Origin of the sequence: Collimonas antrihumi (genome assembly GCF_018304965.1) — a bacterium.
Lineage (GTDB): Bacteria > Pseudomonadota > Gammaproteobacteria > Burkholderiales > Burkholderiaceae_D > Collimonas > Collimonas antrihumi.
This window is the reverse complement of sequence record NZ_JAGQED010000012.1, coordinates 79,321-102,162: the sequence shown is the minus strand read 5'-3', so window position 1 is coordinate 102,162 and position 22,842 is coordinate 79,321. Positions and strand designations below refer to the sequence as shown.

General features: G+C 57.2%; 21 protein-coding genes. 8 read left to right on the top strand and 13 right to left on the bottom strand.

The genetic code is table 11. The features are described 5' to 3' along the window. Positions 1 to 353: 353 nt before the first annotated feature. Both KHU29_RS22365 and KHU29_RS12530 read right to left on the bottom strand, forming a co-directional pair. The gene (locus KHU29_RS22365; RefSeq protein ID WP_211453133.1) at positions 354 to 791 is read right to left on the bottom strand and encodes a pilin; all 438 of its coding nucleotides are present in this window, start codon (positions 789 to 791) and stop codon (positions 354 to 356) included. A 225-nt stretch (positions 792 to 1,016) separates the two neighbouring features. After that, on the bottom strand, positions 1,017 to 1,592 hold the full coding sequence (locus KHU29_RS12530; protein ID WP_211453132.1) for a TMEM175 family protein: 576 nt from the start codon (positions 1,590 to 1,592) through the stop codon (positions 1,017 to 1,019). Positions 1,593 to 1,852: 260 nt separating this feature from the next. On the opposite strand from KHU29_RS12530, the gene KHU29_RS12525 reads away from it, so the two are divergent. Continuing rightward, on the top strand, positions 1,853 to 2,167 hold the full coding sequence (locus tag KHU29_RS12525; protein WP_211453131.1) for a hypothetical protein: 315 nt from the start codon (positions 1,853 to 1,855) through the stop codon (positions 2,165 to 2,167). Between the two features lie 63 nt (positions 2,168 to 2,230). On the opposite strand, the gene KHU29_RS12520 is transcribed toward KHU29_RS12525, so the two are convergent. The 7 genes from KHU29_RS12520 to KHU29_RS12490 all read right to left on the bottom strand — a co-directional run bounded on the left by KHU29_RS12520 (position 2,231) and on the right by KHU29_RS12490 (position 8,255). Continuing rightward, positions 2,231 to 2,653: a type IV pilin protein gene (locus tag KHU29_RS12520; protein ID WP_211453130.1), complete on the bottom strand. Its 423-nt coding sequence runs from the start codon at positions 2,651 to 2,653 to the stop codon at positions 2,231 to 2,233. Between the two features lie 11 nt (positions 2,654 to 2,664). Then, positions 2,665 to 4,512: a pilus assembly protein gene (locus KHU29_RS12515; RefSeq protein ID WP_211453129.1), complete on the bottom strand. Its 1,848-nt coding sequence runs from the start codon at positions 4,510 to 4,512 to the stop codon at positions 2,665 to 2,667. A gap of 47 nt (positions 4,513 to 4,559) precedes the next feature. Next, positions 4,560 to 5,057, bottom strand: a complete 498-nt coding sequence (locus KHU29_RS12510; RefSeq protein ID WP_211453128.1) for a pilus assembly PilX family protein — start codon at positions 5,055 to 5,057, stop codon at positions 4,560 to 4,562. Between the two features lie 17 nt (positions 5,058 to 5,074). After that, positions 5,075 to 5,617, bottom strand: a complete 543-nt coding sequence (gene pilV / locus KHU29_RS12505) for a type IV pilus modification protein PilV (RefSeq protein WP_211453127.1) — start codon at positions 5,615 to 5,617, stop codon at positions 5,075 to 5,077. 123 nt (positions 5,618 to 5,740) lie between these two features. Continuing rightward, a complete protein-coding gene (locus tag KHU29_RS12500) occupies positions 5,741 to 6,052 on the bottom strand; it encodes a metal-sensitive transcriptional regulator (protein WP_211453126.1) in 312 nt (103 codons plus the stop codon). 2 nt (positions 6,053 to 6,054) lie between these two features. Next, positions 6,055 to 7,569: a sensor histidine kinase gene (locus KHU29_RS12495; RefSeq protein WP_211453125.1), complete on the bottom strand. Its 1,515-nt coding sequence runs from the start codon at positions 7,567 to 7,569 to the stop codon at positions 6,055 to 6,057. Further along, positions 7,566 to 8,255 carry a response regulator gene (locus tag KHU29_RS12490; protein WP_211453124.1) on the bottom strand — a complete coding sequence of 230 codons (690 nt, stop codon included), beginning with the start codon at positions 8,253 to 8,255 and terminating at the stop codon, positions 7,566 to 7,568. Before KHU29_RS12490 ends, KHU29_RS12495 begins: the two co-directional genes overlap by 4 nt. A 235-nt stretch (positions 8,256 to 8,490) precedes the next feature. Here KHU29_RS12490 and KHU29_RS12485 point away from each other — a divergent pair, with 235 nt between their 5' ends. The 6 genes from KHU29_RS12485 to KHU29_RS12460 all read left to right on the top strand — a co-directional run bounded on the left by KHU29_RS12485 (position 8,491) and on the right by KHU29_RS12460 (position 17,470). Further along, positions 8,491 to 9,474, top strand: coding sequence for a tripartite tricarboxylate transporter substrate binding protein (locus KHU29_RS12485; protein WP_211453123.1), 984 nt, complete (start codon positions 8,491 to 8,493; stop codon positions 9,472 to 9,474). A 173-nt stretch (positions 9,475 to 9,647) separates the two neighbouring features. After that, positions 9,648 to 10,748 carry an ABC transporter substrate-binding protein gene (locus KHU29_RS12480; protein WP_211453122.1) on the top strand — a complete coding sequence of 367 codons (1,101 nt, stop codon included), beginning with the start codon at positions 9,648 to 9,650 and terminating at the stop codon, positions 10,746 to 10,748. A gap of 72 nt (positions 10,749 to 10,820) precedes the next feature. Further along, positions 10,821 to 12,641, top strand: a complete 1,821-nt coding sequence (locus KHU29_RS12475; RefSeq protein ID WP_211453121.1) for an ABC transporter permease — start codon at positions 10,821 to 10,823, stop codon at positions 12,639 to 12,641. A gap of 65 nt (positions 12,642 to 12,706) precedes the next feature. Next, positions 12,707 to 13,798, top strand: a complete 1,092-nt coding sequence (locus tag KHU29_RS12470; RefSeq protein WP_211453120.1) for an ABC transporter ATP-binding protein — start codon at positions 12,707 to 12,709, stop codon at positions 13,796 to 13,798. A gap of 173 nt (positions 13,799 to 13,971) precedes the next feature. Then, positions 13,972 to 15,045, top strand: a complete 1,074-nt coding sequence (locus tag KHU29_RS12465; protein WP_211453119.1) for a porin — start codon at positions 13,972 to 13,974, stop codon at positions 15,043 to 15,045. A gap of 211 nt (positions 15,046 to 15,256) precedes the next feature. Next, positions 15,257 to 17,470: a M3 family metallopeptidase gene (locus KHU29_RS12460; RefSeq protein ID WP_246541905.1), complete on the top strand. Its 2,214-nt coding sequence runs from the start codon at positions 15,257 to 15,259 to the stop codon at positions 17,468 to 17,470. 168 nt (positions 17,471 to 17,638) lie between these two features. Here the strand turns inward: KHU29_RS12460 and KHU29_RS12455 are convergent, their stop codons facing one another. From KHU29_RS12455 to KHU29_RS12440, 4 genes are read right to left on the bottom strand one after another with little or no spacing between them, the layout of a single operon-like run. Beyond that, positions 17,639 to 18,124 carry an asparaginase domain-containing protein gene (locus tag KHU29_RS12455; RefSeq protein WP_211453118.1) on the bottom strand — a complete coding sequence of 162 codons (486 nt, stop codon included), beginning with the start codon at positions 18,122 to 18,124 and terminating at the stop codon, positions 17,639 to 17,641. 46 nt (positions 18,125 to 18,170) lie between these two features. Next, entirely contained in the window at positions 18,171 to 19,643 is a 1,473-nt protein-coding gene (locus KHU29_RS12450) for a c-type cytochrome (protein ID WP_211453117.1), read from the bottom strand. After that, positions 19,640 to 21,253 carry a GMC family oxidoreductase gene (locus KHU29_RS12445; protein WP_211453116.1) on the bottom strand — a complete coding sequence of 538 codons (1,614 nt, stop codon included), beginning with the start codon at positions 21,251 to 21,253 and terminating at the stop codon, positions 19,640 to 19,642. The genes KHU29_RS12450 and KHU29_RS12445 overlap by 4 nt, the downstream gene beginning before the upstream one ends. 2 nt (positions 21,254 to 21,255) lie before the next feature. Continuing rightward, positions 21,256 to 21,894 carry a sorbitol dehydrogenase family protein gene (locus KHU29_RS12440; RefSeq protein WP_211453115.1) on the bottom strand — a complete coding sequence of 213 codons (639 nt, stop codon included), beginning with the start codon at positions 21,892 to 21,894 and terminating at the stop codon, positions 21,256 to 21,258. Between the two features lie 153 nt (positions 21,895 to 22,047). Here KHU29_RS12440 and KHU29_RS12435 point away from each other — a divergent pair, with 153 nt between their 5' ends. Then, entirely contained in the window at positions 22,048 to 22,800 is a 753-nt protein-coding gene (locus KHU29_RS12435; protein ID WP_246541903.1) for an L-asparaginase, read from the top strand. The last annotated feature ends 42 nt before the right edge of the window (positions 22,801 to 22,842 follow it).

Sequence of the window (22,842 nt, the reverse complement as noted above, 5' to 3'; positions counted from 1 at the left end):
GAAAGCGGAAACGGTTAACTGGCTGGCCGTTCAGTCAGACTCTCGCGCCAGTCGCCGGAATAGGCGAAAGTCGGGGCGTGGACTTCCTGGGCATACCAAAAATGTGTCCTGAGCTTATAGTTTGGCTCCATGAACCAATGGGCGTGCCCGCTTGCATCGATTGCCCACCAATGTGCGCCTTTGGGCGCATGTCTCCAGTCAACCTCGCCGTACATGTTTGCCTCTTGCTGTTCAGCTACAAAATACCTGCCTTGAAACGGTAATTCCTATAATTTTCATTATAGGAACCAGACGCCTGACAGACATCTACACAGAATAAAAATTCTGACAGGCGCATTGGTTGGCAAGTTCCGTTACTTGCACAGCACCGTGGCGATACAGCCGCTGCCGCTAGTCGACCACTGGAGTGGGGTGCCGGGGGTTGGTGTCAGCATGTAGGTATCTGTGGCAAGAATGCCGTCTTTTGCTTGCGGGACAACTGTGATAACGCCGTTCTTGGTGCTGACCGACGCCACGAGACCGCCAGGATTTCCGGTGGCGTCGGCAGGAATGCCATTGGTGCCGCCGTCGCAACCTGTGCCGGTGTTCAACTTCTGCACGCAAGCCTCAACGGCAGATTTAGCCGCGACGCTAGCCGCAATCACTTCTGCAAATTTTTCTTTCTTCAGATGGTTTTGATAAGCAGGTATGACAACCGCTGCCAAAATGCCAATGATCGCAACAACCAGCATCAACTCTATCAGCGTGAAACCTCGGTCCATCCTGGCAGGCAGGCGATGTGTATTTTTCATTTTGACACCCTCTGATTTAATGAAGCAGGCGAAGCTTCCTGTTAGAGAGCCGGAAGCTGGTTTTGTTCTTACTATTCGTGCAAGACATGGTGCTTGTGTTGCGGTGCTTGTGTTGCCTAAGATACATTTTATACATCTATTGCCAAAAATACAAAGTATCAGTTATTGGTTGTCAAATTTATTCGATGATCCCGGCTTTCCAGGCGATCGATTGCAACTGCCACCTTAGCTGTTAATTACTTTCTCGATACGGCGATCAGGAATTAACCACATGATCGCAACCACCACGTACAGCCCCAGCGCCAGCCATCGGTTGACGAAAGAGAATGGGATCGCAATCGCGTACGAAATCACCGAAATCTTGCCCTTGAAGTCATTGCCGACCGCCCGGGCCAAGGCCGATTCCTTTCCATGCAGCTTGATCAGCGTGCGGCTCAAAATGTTATAGGCGCCGCCGGCCATCAGCAGCACCACGCCATACAGCGCCACCGGCACTTCGGAAAAATGGTTTTCGCCCATCCAGCCGGTGGCGAACGGAATCAGCGAGAGCCAGAACAGCAGATGCAGATTGGCCCACAAAACCGAACCGTTGATCTTTTGTACCGCATGCAGCATGTGATGATGATTGTTCCAGTAGATGCCGGTATACACGAAACTGAGTATGTAGCTGACGAACACCGGCAGTATCAGCCACAGCGCTGCCAGGCTTGGTTCGTGCGGTACTTTCATTTCAAGCACCATGATGGTGATGATGATAGCGATGACGCCATCGCTGAATGCTTCCAGCCGGCTCTTTCCCATACAAGATTTCCTTTAACTCAGCTAAGCCCGATCCTGATTATCCATTTTCCAAGATTCTGTTGCATAAATCCGAATTTTGAACAGATAAGCATGGCAAATGCACAAAAGAGAAGACGATTTTGCATTCTGATTTTGCTACATTCAATTACTTAAAGTTACACTTGTTGCCCCTCCGAACAACATCTACTCATTATTGTCCGTACACTGAAATCATGAAACGGCGAAATCGCCAAATGGTGTGCAGGTAACCAGGAAATAAAATGAAAAAACTTTTAGCTTGTCTGGCGTTTGGTGCCATTGCCGCAGGTGCTTGCGGCAGCGCTGCAGCTCGCGTGGATGTCGGCGTTGGCATTTACGTCGAGCCGCCGCAACCGTATTACCCGCCGGTTGTGCAGTATGAACCGCGTTACGTTCCTGCGCCGGTATATTACCCTGCGCAGCCGGTCTATGTGGAACCCGGCTGGCGCGAGCGCCGCGAATGGCGGGAGCGTCGTGACGACGAGTGGCGCCGCGAAGACTGGCGTCGTCGGGAAGGTTGGCGTAAGCATCGCGGTCATCACGATGATGATGATTGAGATTAAATCCCGTTGATTCAGTCCTGTAGAACCGAGCCCGCTGCCAGCGGGCTTTTTTTACGGCTAACGTCCCCAGCATTCTGCCAGTGAGGCAGTATTGCCGATTAGTCCACGTGCGCCGGTGTGGTCCAAAGTGAATGTGCCGCATTTGTCGGCGACAACCGGCGCCGCTTGCAGTTGATAGGCTGTGGCATGGGTTTGCCCAGCCGCCAGGCTGATCGCATACTTTGCCGTACCGCTTTGCGGCGAACGATTCAAGCCATCCGGCAGGACAGGAAGCTGGTTATCGCTGCCAAGATAGTTGTGATGCACGGAGAAACGGCGCTCTATCCAGTTAGCGGCTTCCAGCATGATTGCTCGCGCGGCGACGCGTTGGCTGCGCCTGACGTACTCGCTATAACCAGGTAACGCTATGCTGCTCAGGATAGCGATGATCGCCACTACGATCATGATTTCGACCAAGGTGAAACCTCTTTGCGTGCCCATGCTCCTTGTGCCTAGCCCGGATCAACGCTACTCGATGGCACCGGCAATTGACGCCAGGTTCTTATCGGGCGTCGTGTGGCCGGGTTCAGGTCGAGCGTTTGCAGCCCACCGTCACGGCCTCTTATGACGAGTTGCCGGCGGCCATCCGGCAACGTGATGAGGGCGGGGGTCACGGCTGAAACGGTTACTTCCAGCATTGAAACCTCTTGCGGGAAAGCGGCGAGCGCTGCTTCGGCGGTGGCGCCGCCTGTGGTGAAGTCGATTGCGATCAGATACGATTTTTCGGCGCTGGAAGAGTAGGTCAGTGCCCACAATACGCCATCGACGATCTGTAATTTTCCGACTACCTGGCCGACTTTGGCGGGCAGGTCGATGTACCAGCCGCCTTGCATGCTCCAGTTGATGGTATTGCTGGTCAATTGCCATTTTCCAGCATCGCTATCCGTTTCTGTCAGGGTTTGTTTCTGCAACTGGCTTCTGCTCGCAGCAGGAGTAGCACCTGTTTTTTCCACAATGCCGTACAAACTTGCTGTTTGCGACTTGCTCTTGGCATCGTCCTCCGCTTTCCCTGCGCCAAACATGATGATGGCGCCACCTTGGGGATGATGCTCAAGCAGGGGTTGCTGCATCAGGGATTGCATCTTGCCGCCGCTATCGGCAGCCACAAACAGGGGGCTACCGTCGAACGCGACTTGCCAGCGGTCCGGCTCACTTGCGCCAAGGTCGAATTTCCAAAGGCTGCCTGGCAAGTCGCCGGCATAGGCGGCAACTACTTCACGTTGCTGACTAAAGACCATGGCCGGCGTCCCCAAGCCGTTTGGAGCCACGGAATCAGCGGCGCCAGCCACCAGCTTTTTAATCAACCTGCCGCTAGCCAGGTCGACCAGAACCATGACGGCGCGTTGCTTCTCACTCTGATAACCATTGCCATACAGCGCGGCCCAACGACCGTTGCGCAAGCGAATCGCGAAGGCCTCGCCCAGCAAGTAGCCCATATCTTCATCAGCGACTCCCTGGCCGTCATCTTCCCCGCTTTTTTGCCATAGGAGAGTGGATATCTGCGCTTCCGGATCGCTGACATCGATCGCAAACAGACTCTTCGCTGCGGCGCCGGTTGAACCCAGGAGGATGGTTTTCCACGTGGCGCTCCCGCTATTGCCGAGATAGGCATCGCCGGCGGTGATCTGACCATCAACGAATAAACGATGTACGTAGTCGATATCGCTCAATAACGGTAAATGCTCAAAGATGGCGCGTGGAATGAACGCGATCTTTTCGATACCGCTGATCGCATCGAAACCATGCAGCATGCCATCATTGGCGCCAACGTAGAGCATGGCGCGGCGCTGCCTCTTGCTATCGACAAACTGCCGGTAACTACTACCGCCATCAGTTGCCGACAGCAACTGATAAGCCGAATCGAAGACACCGACATACAACGGTGCCGAATTGATGATGTCGCCCAGCTTGCCTTTGCGATCCCGGAACTGGCCGACGCCATGTCCGATTTCCAACTCGTCGTTCCCTCTCAGGTATTGCAGGACATCCTCCGAGGATAAGACGGATTTTTGCATGTCGCTCAAACGCCACCATTCAAATGGCAGCATTTGAACCGCAGCGCTGTCTTCTGCGGTCAGGATGCGGCGTACCTGCCACGGCGGAATCAAATCGGCCGCATCCCATTGCGCTGTTTCGGAAACACCGTTTTTACCGATCGGATAGGCTTTGACATGACCTTGCCATGTGATGGCTTCGTGGCTGGTTGTATAGATGAACGGTTGATCATCCGGCGTATTTGCGGCCTGGGCAGTGCCAGACATCAGAATGACAGCGCAGATGCCGGGAAAGACAGCTTTCATGTCTGGCGCCTTCTCCATGAGGAACGACGTAATCAACGTTAGCAACATTACAGAAGCAAATAACTTTGCAACACCACAACCGCCGCGGTACTCGCGCCTATCCCGCGCGCAGTAACCCTGTACGCTGGCCGTTGTTGTGGAAGCTGCTGCTGATACTGCAGGTCGCCATCGAACTGCAATTTCTCAACCAGGCAACGCGATGGCATCGCAGCCGCCGCGCCTTCGCTGCCCACGCGCGGCACGATTATCGAGACATTGCTGTTACTCCAGCTATCTGCGATTTCCCAATAGGGTTTGCTATTTGCGCCGTCGATCGGAATCGGCCCTTGCTTAAGCTGCGGGATAGTAATCGGCGATAACTGCAACTGGTTTCCGCAAAAGCGCAGGGCGTGTTCGGCGGCCTGGAATGCCATCTGCTGGTTGCCGGCATTCGCGGCCATTTTTTCTTCAAGCAGCGCGGCACGCAATGCGGTGAAACCCAGAAACATCATGACCATCAGAAAAATCAACACCATGGGTAAGACCACACCAGATTGCGGGCGCATTTTCCGACGATCATTCTTCATGGGGAAACCGTCGCAGCGTAGCAAGACACGTCTCGATGCACCACCGGATCGGCCGCCGTAGGCTGGCAATTTCTCGCGGTCGGAGTGGCGCCGTCCGCCACCGCAAGCAAATCCAGGAAATACACCTTGACCGTGAAACCATCGGCCACCGAACCGGCGATCTCACCCCAGCCGCCGACCATTGCATTGCCGAGGCCGGTACGCCATTCATGGATATCTTTTGCCGCCAGTTCCTGCGAAGTGCAACTCCCGGGATCAGGGCAAGATGGCGCAGATTCACCGAGCACGGGATATCTCTGCTGCGACAGATTGTAGGCGCCGTCGTGGGCGCCGCGGATATTGGCCCGCATGCGATCGGCCAGGTCGGCGCTGAACTGACTGGCCATTGAACGCAGGTGCGCCGTTTTCTGATAGCGCAACGCAACGATCTGCATGCTGATCAAGGCAAACATGGCGAAGACCATGATGACGATCGCCACCAGCACTTCTATCATGCCGATCCCCGACTGCGTGGCGCTGTGATTGCCGGCTAAGCTCATACCTTTCCTCCTTTCAGTCGAACATCTTCTGAAAAGAATTATAGGAATGGCATATCGGCGAGGGAATAGGTTATAGGCCTAAGTGTGCGGCAGGCAGTGCCTAAATAAACTGCAAGCTAAACTTCAAGCAAATTTATCCAGCAGTGCGGCCAGATGCCTGGCGCTTTGCTGTACTTGCTCAGGACCGCCTGCAGCAGCGGTGTGAGTGACGATGGCATCGGTCAGCAGGATGACGAATGCCCGGTCCAGCGCCTTGCGGGCGGCGGCCAGTTGCTGGGCGACGCCATCGCAATCTGCCGGCACTGCGGCATTGGCAATCAGTTTCTGCACACCGCGAATCTGGCCTTCGACCCGCGCCAGACGGTGCAACAAATCCTTTTTCTGTTCATCCGTCAGCGCCGTGCCGTGCACGACTTTTATAGGGGTATCGCTCAAAGTCAACCTCCTTGATTCAACGATAAAGGCAACGGAAAACTAAGTGTAACCTTAAGACCGGGAGTCTGATCCTTGCTATCGTCTGCCGCAGAAAGCGTAATCTGCGCCTGATGCATAGAGGCGATATCGCGCACGATCGATAAGCCGAGACCGGCGCCGCCCGGGTTTTGCTGCTGCGCCGACGGCGCCCGATAGAAGGCGGAAAACACACGCTCCCGATCTTCTTCAGCAATACCCATGCCGCTGTCTTCCACTTCCAGTATGGCACGACGCGCCAGATTATCGCGGCGCAGCCTCAGGACGATCTTGCCGCCGACAGGCGTGTAATGAATCGCATTGTCCAGCAAATTGCTGATCAATTCGTGCAGCAGCAGCGCATTGCCGTTGACGGTCAATTGGTCGGTGGCGTCGAACGACAGATCGATCTGCTTTTTCACCGCGCTACGCGCCTGCTCCAGTCCAACCTGGCGTGTAATGTCGGTCAGCGACACCGGTTCGATGCCACTCTCTGCGGCGCCGTGCTCGGCGCGCGCCAGCGTCAGCAGCCGATTTGCCAGATGGACGGTGGCATCGGTGGTGCCGGCAATGCTGGCGACGATTTCACGCAGGTCTTGCCAGGCGCGCGGGTCGTTGGGATTACGGTCAAATTCGCGCAGGGCCAGTTCAGCTTGCGTCTTGAGTACGGTGAGCGGTGTGCGCAGTTGATGCGAGGCATCGGCGATGAACCGGCGCTGACCGGTGATCAGCGCCTGCAGCCGTCCCATGTAACCATTCATGGCAACCACCAGCGGCCGCACTTCCCGGTGCACCTGGTTGACCTCGAAATCGGCCAGGTCGGTGGTGGCGCGCGCTTCCACCGCTGCTTTCAATTGCATCAACGGGCGCAATACAAACCGCACCGCAAACCACACCAGCAAAGCCGCCACCGTCACCAGCAAACCTTGGCGCCACATGGTGCTGAAGAGAATTTTACGGGTCAGGTCGCTGCGTGCATCCATGGTTTCGCCAACCTGGATCAGGGCGATGCCGCGCATCGAATCGTCGTACACGGGTTGATACAGGGCGGCAATCCGGACCGGCTGGTTGTGATAGTTGGCGTGATAAAAACGCACCAGCGCCGGATAGATTTCCGAGCGCGGCACGTCCGGCGGCAATGCCGGCAAATCCTCATAGCCGGAAACGAATTCTCCGTTAGTGCCTGTGACCTTGTAATAGATACGTCCCAGCGTATCGGTTTCAAAACTGTCCAGCGCCACATACGGCACATCGGCGACCACCTTGCCGTCGACCACCGAGACCCGCTCGGCAAGCGCCCGGGTCGAGGCGAGCAGCGCGCGGTCATACGCCAGGTCGGCCACATCGAGCGCGTTGCGATAGACGGAAAATGCATCCAGCGCTACCACCAGCAACAAGGGGATCAGGAGCCAGCTCAACAGCTGGCTGCGCAAGCTGCCTAACGATTTTGCCGGCTTGGGCTTGACTTCCGTTGCGGCTGGATGGATTGGCGGCGTCGTCATTTTTCCGCGACAACTTCCAGCAGATAGCCGAGGCCGCGCAGGGTGGTGATGGCGACGGCTTCGGTATCGGTATCGGTGCGCTGCAATTTCTTGCGCAATCGATGGATATAGATTTCAATCGCGTCCGGATTGGCGTCATCGACCAGCGAAAATACCTCATCGAACAATTTTTCCTTGGATACCACGCGGCCGGTGCGGCTGATCAGCACCTCCAGCACGGCATGCTCGCGTGGCGTCAGCGCCAGTACTGCATTGCCGTAGCTGAACATGCGCGATACCGTATCGAACTGCAACGCGCCGCAGCTATAGATCGGCGCCTCGCCGCCATGCGCACGACGCAGCAGCGCCTTGACGCGCGCCTCCAGCTCAACCAGCTCGAACGGCTTGGCCAGGTAATCGTCAGCGCCAAGATTGAGGCCCTGCACCCGATCTTGCAAGCCGCCGCGCGCGGTCAGGATCAGTACCGGTGTTTTGCTGCCGCGGGCGCGCAGACGCTTCAAGACTTCCAGGCCGTCCATTTTCGGCAAGCTCAGGTCCAGTATCACCAAGGCATACTGCTGGGTGTGCAGCAAACTGTCGGCGTCGGCGCCGTTCATGGCGCACTCGACCGACCAATGCGCATCCTGCAGCGCCTTGGTCAGCCAGCGCGATAACTCGACATGGTCTTCAATCAGTAAAATCCGCATGGCTGTGGGCAAGTAATGAGCAAGTAATGAGCAAGTAATGAGCGACTAATGGCTAAAATTCAAAAACAGCCGTCAATACTCACACAGAAAACCGCGCTTGGCAAAATCTGAGTGAAAGGAAAATGAAAGACTGCGGCCGTTATGATGCAAAAAAATGACTAAAGCCCTGGTTTCGCATTTGCTCGCATACTCACTAGTATCGCAGCTGAAACAACAACAGAATGGGTAGGAGACAATGACTTCCGTTATCAACTGGATTGGTGCACTCGGTGTATGTATCACGCTCGGCGCTCACGCGGCGCCGGTGCAATCGCATGTGCAATGCATCGCCCCGGCAAAGCCAGGCGGCGGCATGGCCGTGACTTGCAAGCTGATCCAGAAAGGCTTGCAACTGCCAGCTGCAGGCGCAGCTTCGGATACCTCTGTCAAGATCAGTTACTTGCCAGGCGGCATCGGTGCTGTGGCCTGGAATTCCATCGTCACGCAACGGCGTGCTGAAGCCGATACGCTAGTGGCGTTTTCCGGCGGTTCCCTGATGAATCTGGCGCAAGGAAAATATGGCGACGCCGATGTCAACAATGTGCGTTGGGTAGCGGCGGTCGGCGTCGACTACGGCATGATCGCGGTGCGCGCCGATTCACCGTACAAGACCTTGCACGACTTGCTGGACGCGCTCAAGAAAAATCCGGGCAAGATCACCATCGGCGCTGCCGGCACCGTCGGCAGCCAGGACTGGCTGAAGATTTCCATGCTGGCCAAACAGAACCAGATTGATCCCAAGACGCTGCGCTTTGTCGCGCTGGAAGGCGGCGGCGAGGCATTTACGGCTCTGCATGCCGGCCATGTGCAGGTGGTTTCCGGCGATGCTTCAGAAGCCACTCTGCATTCCCTGGACGGCGAGATCCGCGTGCTGGTGGTGTTATCCGACCAGCGCCTGCCGGGCGCGCTGGCCCACGTGCCGACGGCGCGCGAGCAAGGCATGCCGGTCAGCTGGCCGATCATACGCGGCGTCTACATGGGCCCGCAAGTCAGCGATGCCGACTACAGGCGTTGGGTCGGCACTTTCGACAAAATGATGGCGACTCCCGAATTCGACCGCCTGCGCGCCAGCAATGGCTTGTATCCATTCGCGATGAGCGGCGACAAGCTCACTGCATATATTAGAAAAACCGTTGATGACTACCACAAGCAATCGATTCAGCTTGGCCTGATCAGATAAATCCGGCCGCAGCCTGCTGATCTTGCAGGTCCGGCAAAACCCCGCAAGCAATGCCAGATGACAGCCATCACATGGCGGGCTTCTGCTCGCCTGCGCCTTTTGACGAATTTTGATGAATTTTGAATGCTTCACAGCCCTTTTGCAGTACCCATAACTACCAGGAGATGATACCCATGCTGATCAAAAAACCTCTGGCAAGCGCACTTGCCGTTCTGTCCTTGAGCTTGACGCTGAATGCTTCGGCGCAGGCGCCGGCTGGCTATCCAGCCGACTATGCAAAGATCGTCGACGGCGCAAAAAAAGAAGGCAAGCTGGTGATTTACAGCGCCACCGATTCCAAGGCGGCAGAACCTTTAATCAAGGATTTCAGCGCGCTTTATCCAGGCGTTAAAGTTGAATTCAACGACATGAATTCAACCGAGGTATACAACCGCTTCATCTCGGAAGCAGCTGCCGGCGGCGCCACTGCCGACGTGTTGTGGTCATCGGCGATGGATTTGCAATTCAAGCTGGTCAGCGAAGGTTATGGCGCGGTGTACAAATCGCATGAAGCCACTGCGATTCCAGCCTGGGCCAATTACAAGGATAGCGCTTACGGCACAACTTTCGAGCCGCTGGCAATCGTGTATAACAAACGGCTGGTCAGCGCCGATGAAGTCCCGGCAACCCATGCCGACCTGACCAAATTGCTGAACACCAAGGCTGACAAGTTCCGCAACAAGGTCACCACCTACGATATCGAAAAATCGGGCGTCGGCTTTTCGTTCATTACCGAAGATGCGCAAATCAATCCGCAATTCTGGGATCTGGCAAAAGCATTCGGTGATGTAGCCGTCCGGGTGCAATCGTCGACCGGCACCATGCTGGAGAGAATTTCGTCCGGCGAAAACCTGATCGGCTACAACGTGATCGGCTCTTACGCCCAGGCTCGGGCTGCAAAAGATCCGTCGCTCGGCGTCGTATTCACCAAGGATTACAACCTGGTGCTGTCGCGCGTGGCGTTCATCAACAAGTCTGCAAAGAACATGAATGCGGCCAAGTTGTGGATCGACTATCTGTTGTCCAAGCGCGGCCAAAGCATCATCTCGAATGAATCCCAGCTGTATTCATTGCGTTCGGATGTCAGCGGCCATGCGACGCTGGCTAGCCTGACGACACAACTCGGCAGCGCCCTCAAGCCAATCGCGATTACACCGGCCTTGCTGGAATACCTGGACCAGACCAAGCGCCTGGCATTCCTGAAGCAATGGAAAGCCGCTGCAGGGAAAAAATAATTCAACAACTTCATCCCCGCGCAAGCGGGGATGAAAGATTTTCAAGATTCAGGTTTTCTGCAAGGTACAACTATGTCATCCATTTCTCCTCCCCATCCGCTGGCCAGCCGTTCCCGGCTGGCGCGCCTACGCCGGCCGCACCTCAACTGGCCGCGCGGGCTGGTGGTTACGCTGGCGGCGATAGCCATTTTTCTACCGCTGGTACTGATTTTTTATCAAAGCTTTTTATCCGCGCCGTTTTTCGCGCCGGTCAAAACCCTGAGCCTGGAACCGTATCGCTTCATTTTCGACGATCCGGATTTCCGTCAGGCCTTCATTAACGGCTTGCTGCTGGCTACCGGCCTGGCATTTATTGCCGTGCCACTGGGCGGCATGCTGGCATTCCTGATGGTGCGCACCGACCTGCCTGGCCGCAACTGGATTGCGCCGATGCTGCTGGTGCCGATTTTCGTATCGCCGATGGTGATCGCCTTCGGCTACGTGGTATCGATGGGACCGGTTGGTTTCTATACGGTGTGGATGCAAGACCTGTTACGGATGATCGGCATCGAAGCGACGCCGTGGAATGTGTATGCCTTCCCCAGCATCGTCATCATCGCCGGCCTGACCCATGTGCCGCACGTTTACCTGTACGCTTCGGCCGCGCTGAAGAGCCTGGGCGCCGACGTCGAAGAAGCGGCGCGCGTGGCCGGTGCTTCGCCGTTGCAAGTAGCGCTGAATGTCTCGCTGCCGATGATCATGCCGGCGCTGGCCTATGCAGGCGTGCTGGTGTTTTTCCTGGGTTTCGAAGTGTTCGGACTGGTGCTGGTGCTGGGCGATCCGGAAGGCCACCTGGTGCTGCCGACTTATCTGTACAAACTCACCAACAAACTCGGCACGCCTTCCTATCATTTGATGGCTGCAGTTGCCGTGTGCCTGGTGGCGGTGACCTTGCCGCTGGTGATGATCCAGCGCTGGCTGCTGCGTTCGGCCAACAAGTATGTATCGATCAAGGGCAAGGGCGCGCGCCAGAAAGCGCTGCCGCTGGGTAAATGGAAATGGCTGGCGTTCAGCCTGATCGCCGCATGGCTGATTTTCACGATCGTGATTCCGTTGTCCGGCATCGCCTTGCGTGCGTTTGTGTCGCATTGGGGTTACGGCGTATCGCTGCTGGATACCTTGACCTTGCAGCACTTCCGCGATATCTGGGACCAGCCGGCGCTGGTGCGCGGCATCGTCAACACCATCATGATCGGTGTCATCGGCGGCGCGCTTGCGGTGGCTTGCTATTGCTGTATCGCACTTGCCATGCATCGCAAATCGGATGGCATCACCCGTTTCCTCGATTACAGCGTGCTTATCCCGCGCGCTGTACCGGGCTTGCTGGCCGGCCTGTCGTTCCTGTGGGTGTTCCTGTTCGTGCCATCTTTCCTCGACAGCATGCTGAAGGGTTATGACAACCTTGTAGCGCAATGGCTGGTGGAGAATTTCATTCCGCAATTGCGTGAACTGCGTTCCACCATTTTCTCGGTGTGGCTGGCGTACTCGGTGGTGTGGCTGGCGTATGGCTTGCGCCTGATTACCACAGCGCTGTTGCAGGTCGGTCCGGAACTGGAAGAAGCGGCGCGCGCGGTCGGCGCGCGCCGTTCGCAGGTGACGCGCGATGTCACGTTGCCGCTGGTGCGCTACGGCATACTCGGCGCGTGGCTGATGGTGTTCCTGATTTTCGAACGCGAATATTCGACCGGCGTCTATCTGCTGTCGCCCGGCACCGAAGTCATCGGCGCCCTGATCGTTTCGCTGTGGGCCTCGGGCTCGGTCGATCTGGTTGCCACTCTCTCCTTTATCAACATCACGCTGGTGGCCATCGGCCTTGGCATTGCACTGCGCTTTGGCGTGAAGTTGCACGACTAAATTGCACGAATAAATTGCACGAATAAGCTGCACGACCATGTTGCAACACTAATCAGGAAATCATCATGAGTGAATTAAGCGTCAATAACTTGCATCTCGACTACGGCAGCGGCGCCAGTGCCAATCCGATTCTCAAAGGTGTGTCGATGGAATTGCAACGCGGTGAAGTAGTTGCGTTGCTGGGACCGTCCGGCAGCGGCAAGACTACCTTGCTGCGCGCGGTAGCCGGTCTGGAATCGCCGAAATCTGGCAACATACAGATCGGCGAACGCGCCATGTTTGACGGCCAGCGCAAACTGGAAATTCCGGCGGAAGAACGCAATCTGGGCCTGGTATTCCAGTCCTACGCGCTGTGGCCGCACAAGACCGTGCTCGACAACGTCGCCTACGGTTTGAAACTGCGGAAAATGAACGGCAGCGACATTGCCGAACGCGTCAAAACAGTGTTGAACCAACTCGGCCTCGGCCATCTGGGTGACCGCTTCCCGCATCAATTGTCTGGCGGCCAGCAACAGCGCGTCGCGATTGCCCGCGCGCTGGTGTACAACCCGCCGGTCATCCTGCTGGACGAACCGCTATCCAACCTGGATGCCAAGCTGCGCGAAGAAGCGCGGGCCTTTCTGCGTGAGCTGATCGTGCGGCTAGGCTTGTCGGCGTTGATGGTGACGCACGACCAGGCCGAGGCGATGGCGATTTCGGACCGCATCCTCTTGCTCAACAACGGCAAGATTGAACAGCAGGGTACACCGCAACGCATGTATGAAACGCCGGATACGTTGTTTACGGCGGAGTTCATGGGCAGCAACAACCGCCTTCCGGCCAAGGTGTTGCAGCGCGACGGCGATCAAGCCTTGTTGCAGATCGAGGGCGGCCATGTGAAGGCGACGCTGCGTGGCGAGGCCATCAATAACGACGGCAAGGATGCAGTCGCGATAACCCGCGTCGAGCAAGTCAACATCTCAGACACACCTGTGGATAACGCCATCAAGCTGCCGCTGTCGACCTGCATGTACCTGGGCGACCGTTGGGAATGTGTGTTCCGCAACACTGCCGCAAGCGGCGCCGACAGCACCGTGTTGCGCGCCTATGCGCGGCATAGGCTGGCGCCGGGCGAGTACTGGCTGCAATTGCCGCAAGCCTCGCTGTGGGCCTTCTAGCCAGAGATTCAGACATATAGAGATGTAGAGATATAGAAACAGGAAAGGGGGAAGTTATAAAAGGGGAGTTCTATCGACATCCGACAACAGCCTTTGTGCAGCTTAACCATCACCGCACAGTCAACAAAGAAAACGCAGCCCACAGAAAAATATTACACAACGGAGGAACAACAATGAAAAGAAAATACCTGGCGTCAGCCATCTTTACTGCACTCGGCCTGCTGGCATCCGGCGCTTACGCGCAATCCAGCGTCACTGTCTACGGTCTCGTCGACACCGGCGTCGAATATGTGAATAACGCCAATGCTAACAAGGATGGCGTGGTCCGCTTGAGTTCCGGGGCCATGAATACTTCGCGCATCGGTTTCCGCGGTACCGAGGACCTGGGCGGCGGGCTGAAGGCGGTATTCCAGCTGGAGGACGGCTTCAAGACCGATACCGGCGAATTCGACAGCCCTGGCCTGCTGTTCGGCCGCCAAGCCAATGTGGGATTGGAAGGCAGCTTCGGACGCATCGTCGCGGGCCGTTCCTACTCCACCACCTATGACTTCATCTTGCCATTCGACCCTATGGGTTATTCCGGCCAGTATTCATGGGTGACTTCGGCCGGCGCTACCGGCGGCCGTAAAGACGGCATGCTGACCAACCTGCCGAACATGCTCAAGTACACGGGGAAATTCGGCAGCTTCAAGCTGGGCGCAACCTATGGCTTCGGTGAAGTTGCCGGCAGCACCGGCGACACAGCGAAATACGCGCTAGGCGCCGGTTACGAAAACGGCCCGTTCCGGGTCGCTGCCACATTTGACCGGGTCAACGGCACTGCGGCAGTCGCCGGCGGCGCTTACGACAAGGCCACCAGCATCCACTTGGCCGGCGGGTACCAAATCAGCAGCACGCTGGATCTGAGCCTGGGTTATCGCAACTACAAGAAGACGCTGGCATCGAACGCGGCCGATCTGCGTAGCGATTTCTTCTGGGGCGGCGCTAGCTATAAGGTGACGCCGGTAGTGACGCTGATCGGCGCAGTCTACTATCAGAACATCAAGAACGTAGCCAGCGGCAAGGATGCCGATCCGATCATGTATTCGGTACGCGGCAAATATGCACTCTCGAAACGCACCGATCTGTACCTGAGCGCGGCCTACGCCAAAGCCAAGAACCAGCAACTGGTAGGCGTGTCGCGTGACGATGTTGCCTACGGCACCAGCCAGACCGGCGTTATTGGCGGGATTCAGCACCGGTTCTAAAGTTCGCATTATTGCCTGGTGAGACGCACTATAACTTGCGTCTTTACCGGGCTGTTTTTTACGCGAAAGACATGACGTATTTTTTGTCATGTCTTTTGTGTTTTTTACATCCGGTTTTTATCAATATAGTCCGTGATCCCCCTGACCTTGAATGCTGACGTAGAATGTTTCGTCAAAAAAATAATTCCCAGAACCAATATCAGGAGAATTGATGCAAATTTCTACACGACGTATTTCACGACATATCTCGCTATGCGGATTGATGTTGACCGCGGCAGCGGGAGTGATGGGATGCTCGGCAATTGGCGATACGCCAACCAAGACATCACAAGCCACCACCACCGCAGCGCTCGCTGCAAGTTCTCCCTTCGCCCAGATCAGTTCTCTGCCATACAACCTGCCGCCGTTCGACAAAATCAAGGACTCCGACTACAAGCCGTCATTCGAAGCCGGCATGGCGCAGCAACGCCAGGAAGTCAACGCGATCGCAGCCAATCCGGCGGCGCCGAGTTTCGACAATACTATCCTCCCGCTGGAGCGCTCCGGCCAAATGCTGGCACGCGTCGCGGACGTGTTTTTCAACCTGGTCAGCGCCAATACCAGTCCTGAGCTGGACCAGACCCAACAAGACATTGCGCCCGAGCTGGCTGCGCACAAAGACGCCATCTTCCTGGATCCGCAACTATTCGCCCGCGTAGAACAGCTGTACCAGCAACGCAGCACGCTTGGCCTCGATCCCGAATCGCTGCGGCTGCTGGAGCGCTATCGCACGGAATTCGTCCGCGCCGGCGCCCGTTTGTCTGCAGCCGACAAGGACCAGCTGCGCAAGCTGAATCAACAGATCTCCACGCTCACCACGCAATTCCAGCAAACCCTGCTGAAAGCGAATAACGACAGCGCCGTAGTGGTCGACAAACGGGCCGATCTGGACGGTTTGTCGCCGGAGTCCATCGACGCCGCCGCGCAAGCTGCAAGCAGCCGCAAACTCGACGGCAAATGGCTGATCGCGCTGCAGAACACGACCGACCAGCCGCTACTGGCGCAGCTCAAGAATCGCCAGCTGCGCGAGCGCATCTATACCGCCTCGATCAACCGTGCGAATGGCGGCGGCGACGATAATGTCGCGGCTGTCGCCCAGATCGTCAAACTGCGCGCCCAGCGTGCCGCATTGCTGGGTTACCCTAGCCACGCCGCCTATGTGCTGGAAGACGAAACCGCCGGCACGCCCACCGCCGTCAACCGCATGCTGGGACAACTGGCGCCGGCAGCAGCAGCCAACGCCCGAAAAGAAGCGGCAGTGATGCAACAGCTGATCGACCGCCAGGCTAAAGCCAGCCATACCAAGCCATTCAAGTTGCAACCGTGGGACTGGGCGTTTTACGCCGAGCAGGTGCGCAAGGCGCGCTACAGCTTCGACGAATCACAGACCAAGCCTTACTTCGAATTGAATCATGTGCTGCAGGACGGCGTGTTCTACGCGGCCCACGAGCTATATGGCTTGAGCTTCAAGGAACGCACCGATCTGCCGGTCTACCAGCAAGACGTACGCGTGTTCGAAGTGTTTAACCAGGATGGCTCGCCATTGGCCTTGTTCCTGTTCGATCCTTTTGCGCGCGAAAACAAGCAGGGCGGGGCCTGGATGAACAGCTACGTGTCGCAGTCGAGGCTGCTCGGAACCAAACCGGTGGTGTCCAACAATATCAACATCGTCAAACCACCGGCCGGCAAACCTGTGTTGCTCACTTTCGACGAAGTCAACACCATGTTCCACGAGTTCGGCCATGCCTTGCACGGCATGTTCTCCAACGTCCGGTATTCGCGCTTCTCTGGCGCCAACGTACCGGCCGACTTTGTCGAATATCCGTCGCAGTTCAATGAAATGTGGTCGCACAATCCGCAAGTCCTGGCGCACTATGCCAAGCACTACAAGACCGGTAAGCCGATGCCGCGGGCGCTGGTCAACAAGGTCTTGGCTGCACGTAAATTCAATGCAGGTTTCGAAAGCTCCGAGTATCTGGCAGCGTCAATACTGGACCAGGCCTGGCACCAGCTGCCGGCCGACCAGACTCCTGCTGCAAAAGAAGTAATGGCGTTTGAAGCGAAAGCGTTGCAGACGGCAGCGGGCAGCGACGGTTACGTGGTGCCACCGCGTTACCACACAGCGTATTTCCAGCACATCTTCGCCAACGGTTACTCGGCAGGTTATTACGCTTATATCTGGAGCGACGTGCTGGCCAAGGATACCGAGCACTGGATGAACACCCACGGCGGCTTGAAACGCGCCAACGGCGACCTGCTGCGCTCCAAGGTGTTGTCGCGTGGCTTCAGCTCCGATCCGAGTGCTTTGTTCAAGGATTTCTATGGGCGCGGACCGGAAGTCGGCCCATTGCTGGAGGCACGCGGTTTGACGGAAGCCGCGAAATAATCGGAATGAACGTAAAAACGGGGCAGAAAATCTGCCCCGTTTTTTTTCTCGGAAATCCGTGTTGGAGCCGGGTAGGGTGGGCAAGTTTTTTGCCCACGTGCTAGCAAGATAACCGGCGTCAGAAATTTACGGTCCGCGTGGGCATTCATGCCCACCCTACGGAAGCCGTTATAAGGGTTCAAACACGCCCGCCGCCCGATTTTTTTCGACTTTATCCCACGCAAAAATCTTGCCGTTCATCGCCACATACACGCCAGGCGGTAGGGCTTGCGCGACGCCGCAAGCAAAGCCGAAATTGAACAGGGCGTCGGAATTATCGATGGCGTAGGGAATCATCGCGCCGGTCACCACGATCGTCTTGTCCAGCGCGGCAGCACCCAGCACGGCTGCCGTCTCACGCATGGTGTCGGTGCCGTGGATGATCACTATCGACTGTTCCGCAGCATGCGTGCAGGAGGCCAGCACGCGGCGGCGATCTATGTCCTGCATGTCGAGTGAATCCAGCAAAGGCAATTCTTCCAGCGCGATCTCGGTGGTGATGCGTGCGCGCTGGATCACTTGCGGCAGGTGGCTGGCGGCAAAAGTCAATTTACCGGCGATCTCGTCGTAATGCTTATCGAAGGTGCCACCGGTGGCGATGATACGTAAAGCCATGGGAATCCGTTTCCTTTTCAATAATTGTGATTGTGGTTGATCGCGGTCATTTCGGCGGGTTACGTGGACTATGCGGACTATCCGGATTGCGCCGACGACGCGTGAACAATGAAAACAGTATAAATACCACGATCAACGCTGCCGCCGCCAGCCCCCAGGGCAATAAAGACAGCATGGGCGAAACCGGTCCCCCGTGACGCTGGGTTTTGACAACTTCTGGTGTGATGGCCGGCGCGTCTGCATGACCGTATTGCTTCAGGATGTAGTTGGCCAGCGTTGCAATCTGAGCATCGTTCAAATGATCCGCGAAGCCGGGCATAAAGGCTTCATCATCCTTGCCGCGACGCTGCACGCCATTGAGGATCACCATCAGCAGATTGCCTGGCTCGCGCGCACCCACCACGCTGTTGCTGAACAGCGACGGATAATAACCGCCGACCACCCCGCTGCCGCTAGCCGAGTGACAGCTGGCGCAGTTGCCGCTGAACAGCTCTGCACCGCTGGAAGCATTGCTGCTAACCGATACTGCCGCTACGCCGCGCAAATCGGCGTCGTCGTCTGCTGGCTTCCCCCAGGCGTAACGCGGCTTCTTGTCGGCCGCATCGCTGATGGCCGGCACGCTGCGCATGTAAGCGACAATCGCCTTCAAGTCGGCGTCGCTCAGATATTGCAGGCTGTGTTCGATCGCTTCAGCCATGCCGCCGGCAGCGGACGCCTTGCCTGGCACCAGGCCGGTTTTCATATACTGGACCACTTCTTCGTCTTTCCAGCCGCCGATGCCGCTGACCGGATCAGGCGTGATGTTGAACGCCGTCCAGCCACCCAGTTGCGCACCGCCGAAAGAACGCTTGAGGTCGACACCCATGGTCAGGTTACGCGGCGTATGGCACTCCTGACAGTGGGCCAGTCCTTCCACCAGGTAAGCACCGCGATTCCATTCGGGACTCTTGCCGGCATCGTCTTTCCATTCGCCTGGCTTGAAATTGAACAAGTTCCAGCCGGCCAGGATCCAGCGCTGGTTGAGCGGGAAAGGCAAATTGTTTTCCAGATTTTTTTGCTGTATCGGCGGCAGGCTGAACAGATAGGCCTTGATCGCCAGCACGTCGTCACGCGATAGTTTGGTGAAGGAAGCGTAGGGGAACGCTGGATACAGATGCTTGCCTTCTTCATCGATGCCGTTGTGCAGAGCGCGAATAAAATCTTCATCGCTCCAGCTGCCGATGCCAGTCTCTTTATCGGGCGTGATGTTGGGGCCGTAGATGGTGCCGAACGGCGTCGCCAGTGGATAACCGCCGGCGAACGGTTTGGCAGGATCGACCGTGTGGCAGGCGATACAGTCGGCAGCTTTGGCCAGGTAGGCGCCACGCGCGATCTGGTCGGCATTGGGAGGCGCGGCGAGCGTAGCCGGAGCGCCAACCACCGCATCTGCAGCAGCGGCGCCATGCACCATACCGGCGGCCAGAGCCATGCCGCTGACCCAACGGAAGAGCTGGAAGGTGAGTTGAGAGCGGGCCGTCATAGCACTGTCCTCAAAGTATCCGCGATGCGTAAAGACAGCGCCGCGATCGTCAAGGTGCAATTCACCGTGCCGGCCACCGGCATCACCGAACCGCTGGCGATAAACAGGTTTTCGTGATCGTGTGACCGGCAATGGGCGTCGACCACCGAATCGCGCGGATCGCCGCCCATGATGGTGGCGCCCATGATGTGGTTGTTCGGTGCGAAATCGTCGTCAAACTTGATTTCCGTGCCGCCGAACATGGCGGCGATGCTGGCATAGGCCTGGTGCGTAAGCACCGCGCTTTTCTTGACGTAATCGTTGATTGAATACGTGATCTCCGGTTGCGGAATGCCGAGAGCATCGCGCTTTTCCGTGCTGGGCCGTATGCGGTTTTCGGGATCCGGCAGGATATCGTGGAAGCTGTTGATATTCACGGTACGCGCCGCGCGGCGGCGGATTTCCTGATTCAATTTGAGACCGACCAGACCGTCTTTAAGGGCCGTCTGCGCGGCGTGATTGGTTTGCGCCATATTATTCAGATGCAGCTTCTTGGCCGCATATTCGGCACGGAAAGCGCCGTCGCGCATATCGACGATGGAGGTCATTTCTATCGGACCGCGGCCGGGCCACAGGTCTTCATTGGCGAGGAAGATGACACCGGTGCCGGGATGGTCCATCAGGTTGCGGCCGACCTGGTCCGAACTATTGCCTATACCGTTCCTATGCTTGTCGTCGGTAGACATCAGCATCAGTTTGGGAATCTCGATACCGTTCGCCGCCAGCACGAAATACTTGCCGGTAACTCTGTGGGTGACGCCCTCCGGATCTTTGTAGTGCACGGCGCTGATGCGCTCCTTGGCGTCCACTTCTATCCGGTAAACCACGGCGTCGGCCAGCACCCTGGCGCCGGCTTTTTCGGCTTTCTCGACGTGGATGATGCCGCTATACATGGCGGCAATCGGACAGATCGGCATGCAGTTGTTGTTACCGCAGCAGTTGGGGCGCTGATCGTAGGCGCGGCTGTTGCGCGCCACCGGCTCCGACACGACTTTGTGGCCGTTGCCGTTGACCACGGCGCTGAAGCGCTGATCGTTCCAGGATAGCGGCAGGTGGTCCATCGGATAGGGTTGCTTGCGCGGCGAGCCGAGATCGGTGCCGTCGTTAGGGCCGGATACGCCCAGCTCGACTTCAGCCCGATAGTAGTAGGGTTCCAGTTCGTCGTAACTGATGGGCCAGTCGCGGCCGACGCCGTACAGCGTTTTCATTTTGAAATCGTTCGGCAGAAAGCGCCAGGCGGCAGCGGCCCAGTGCCAGGTAGTGCCGCCTACCGCGCGGATGTATTGCGAATTGTATTTGTGCGTACCCTTGAGGATCAGGTAGTTATTTTCCGGTGTGTACTCAGGATGCGGCGCGTATTTGGTGGACGGGTAAGGCACCATGAAATCGTCTTTGCTCGGCGTATTCCGATAATTTTCGACGATACGCCAGCGTTCCAGCCGCGGCCCCGCTTCCAGCACCAGCACCGAAGCGCCGGACCGTGCCAGTTGATGCGCCACCAGGGCGCCGGCGACACCGGAACCGACAATCACGACATCTGCGGACTGCGCTACAACTGAGGTATCAGCCATGCTCAAACCCTCGCTTTCAAGACTGCCGGTTGGGTAATCCAGTACCCTGGAGCGGCACGGCAATAGGTCGGCACCACAACGGCATCGCGCACCTGGTCGAACATCAATGCCTGTTCGAATGCGATCACCTTGGCGCCGCCGGTTACGCCACCGTCGCCGACTACGCCCAGATACCAGGCACTGATAATCCGGTGCAAGACTAGCGATAACGCACTATCGGTGCCGACTGCGGCAGCCAGGTTATCGACGTCCTTGATATTTTTATCGAGGCTGTACTGCCACAACGCAGCGGCTTGTTTCTCAAACTCGATCGCTTGTTTAGTCAGCGCGCTATACAGTCTTGCGCCTATGCGCGGATTGAGTTTCGGCGCGCCGGTCAACAATGACGACAAGGCCATGAAATCGGTTTGCTGCTGATTGCTTGCGCTGGGAGGGGAACTGGTAGAACCGGGGGTGGAGGCAGGAGTGACGGTCTGGGCTGAGGCTTGCCGCAGCCAATAGGGGATGCTCATCGTCGCGAAACTGAGGCCTCCCAACAGCATGAGATTGCGCCTGCCGACTGAAAACGCGCCGCTATCGGTGGCTGCTGTGATGGGCTGGTCGCTTGATCGCTCGTCTGTAACTGGTGGACGTTGCTTCATATGGCTAGTCCTTTCTACCTTGGAGGGTGGCTTGATTATACTGAGGTAAGCAAATCGATGCTGCGCCTTTTGCCTATCCTATGAAACCGCGGCGCAGCGGCTACACTGGTAACATTTGCCTTAGGCGTGCACTTTTTTTAAGAATTCCGACTCATGAAACCCATCGCTCCCGGCACCGTTATTTTTCACCGCTTTCGCGGCTATGGCGTAATCACCTCGGTTAACTTGTTAACCGGCTGGATAGCTGCGCGTTTCGGCAGCGAGAAGCGGACGCTGGACTTGAATCTGTCTTCCGACGAAGTGCAGCACGCAGACGGCGAACCCATCATGTTCCGTCACGCACCGCCAGACCGTATGCCGCACGCTCGCCTGATGGCGCTGGTGCGCGAATTGCATCGCGCCGGCTATCAACGGCTGTATCTGTACAGCTGGCCGAAACCGTCCGGCCTGCACTGGCGCTGGCATTTGTTTTGCGGACGTCGCAGTTGGATGGAACGGCCCCGGCGCGAAGGCTGGTACGGGTCTGGCGCAGATTACAATTTCAACCCGATCCTGGGCTGGGGCGACCAGCCCGGCGCGTCGATACCGGAACTGGCAAGCGCGCTGGCGCAGTTCGATCCGCACGGCCTGGCGCAGGCATTGGGAAACGATGAAGACCATAGCAACTGGTTTGCCAAGGTATGCGATGCGTTGCTGCCGGATTACGCCTTCAGCCTGGGCTGGAGCGAAGGCGCCATGCCGCATAGCTTGCCGGTGATCCCGGTGCGCAAGAACGTGCCTGAATATAGCGGCCCGCCATTGCCGTGGCCGCCGGGCTGGAAGACCATGTGGCATGACACCACGCTAGCCGCGCCGGCAGCCCGGCTGAACAAGTTGATTTTGCCTAGTGGCGCCGACGACGACTGATGGTCTTTACCCACGCGGAGGCGTGTATTGTGCGTCCGCGTG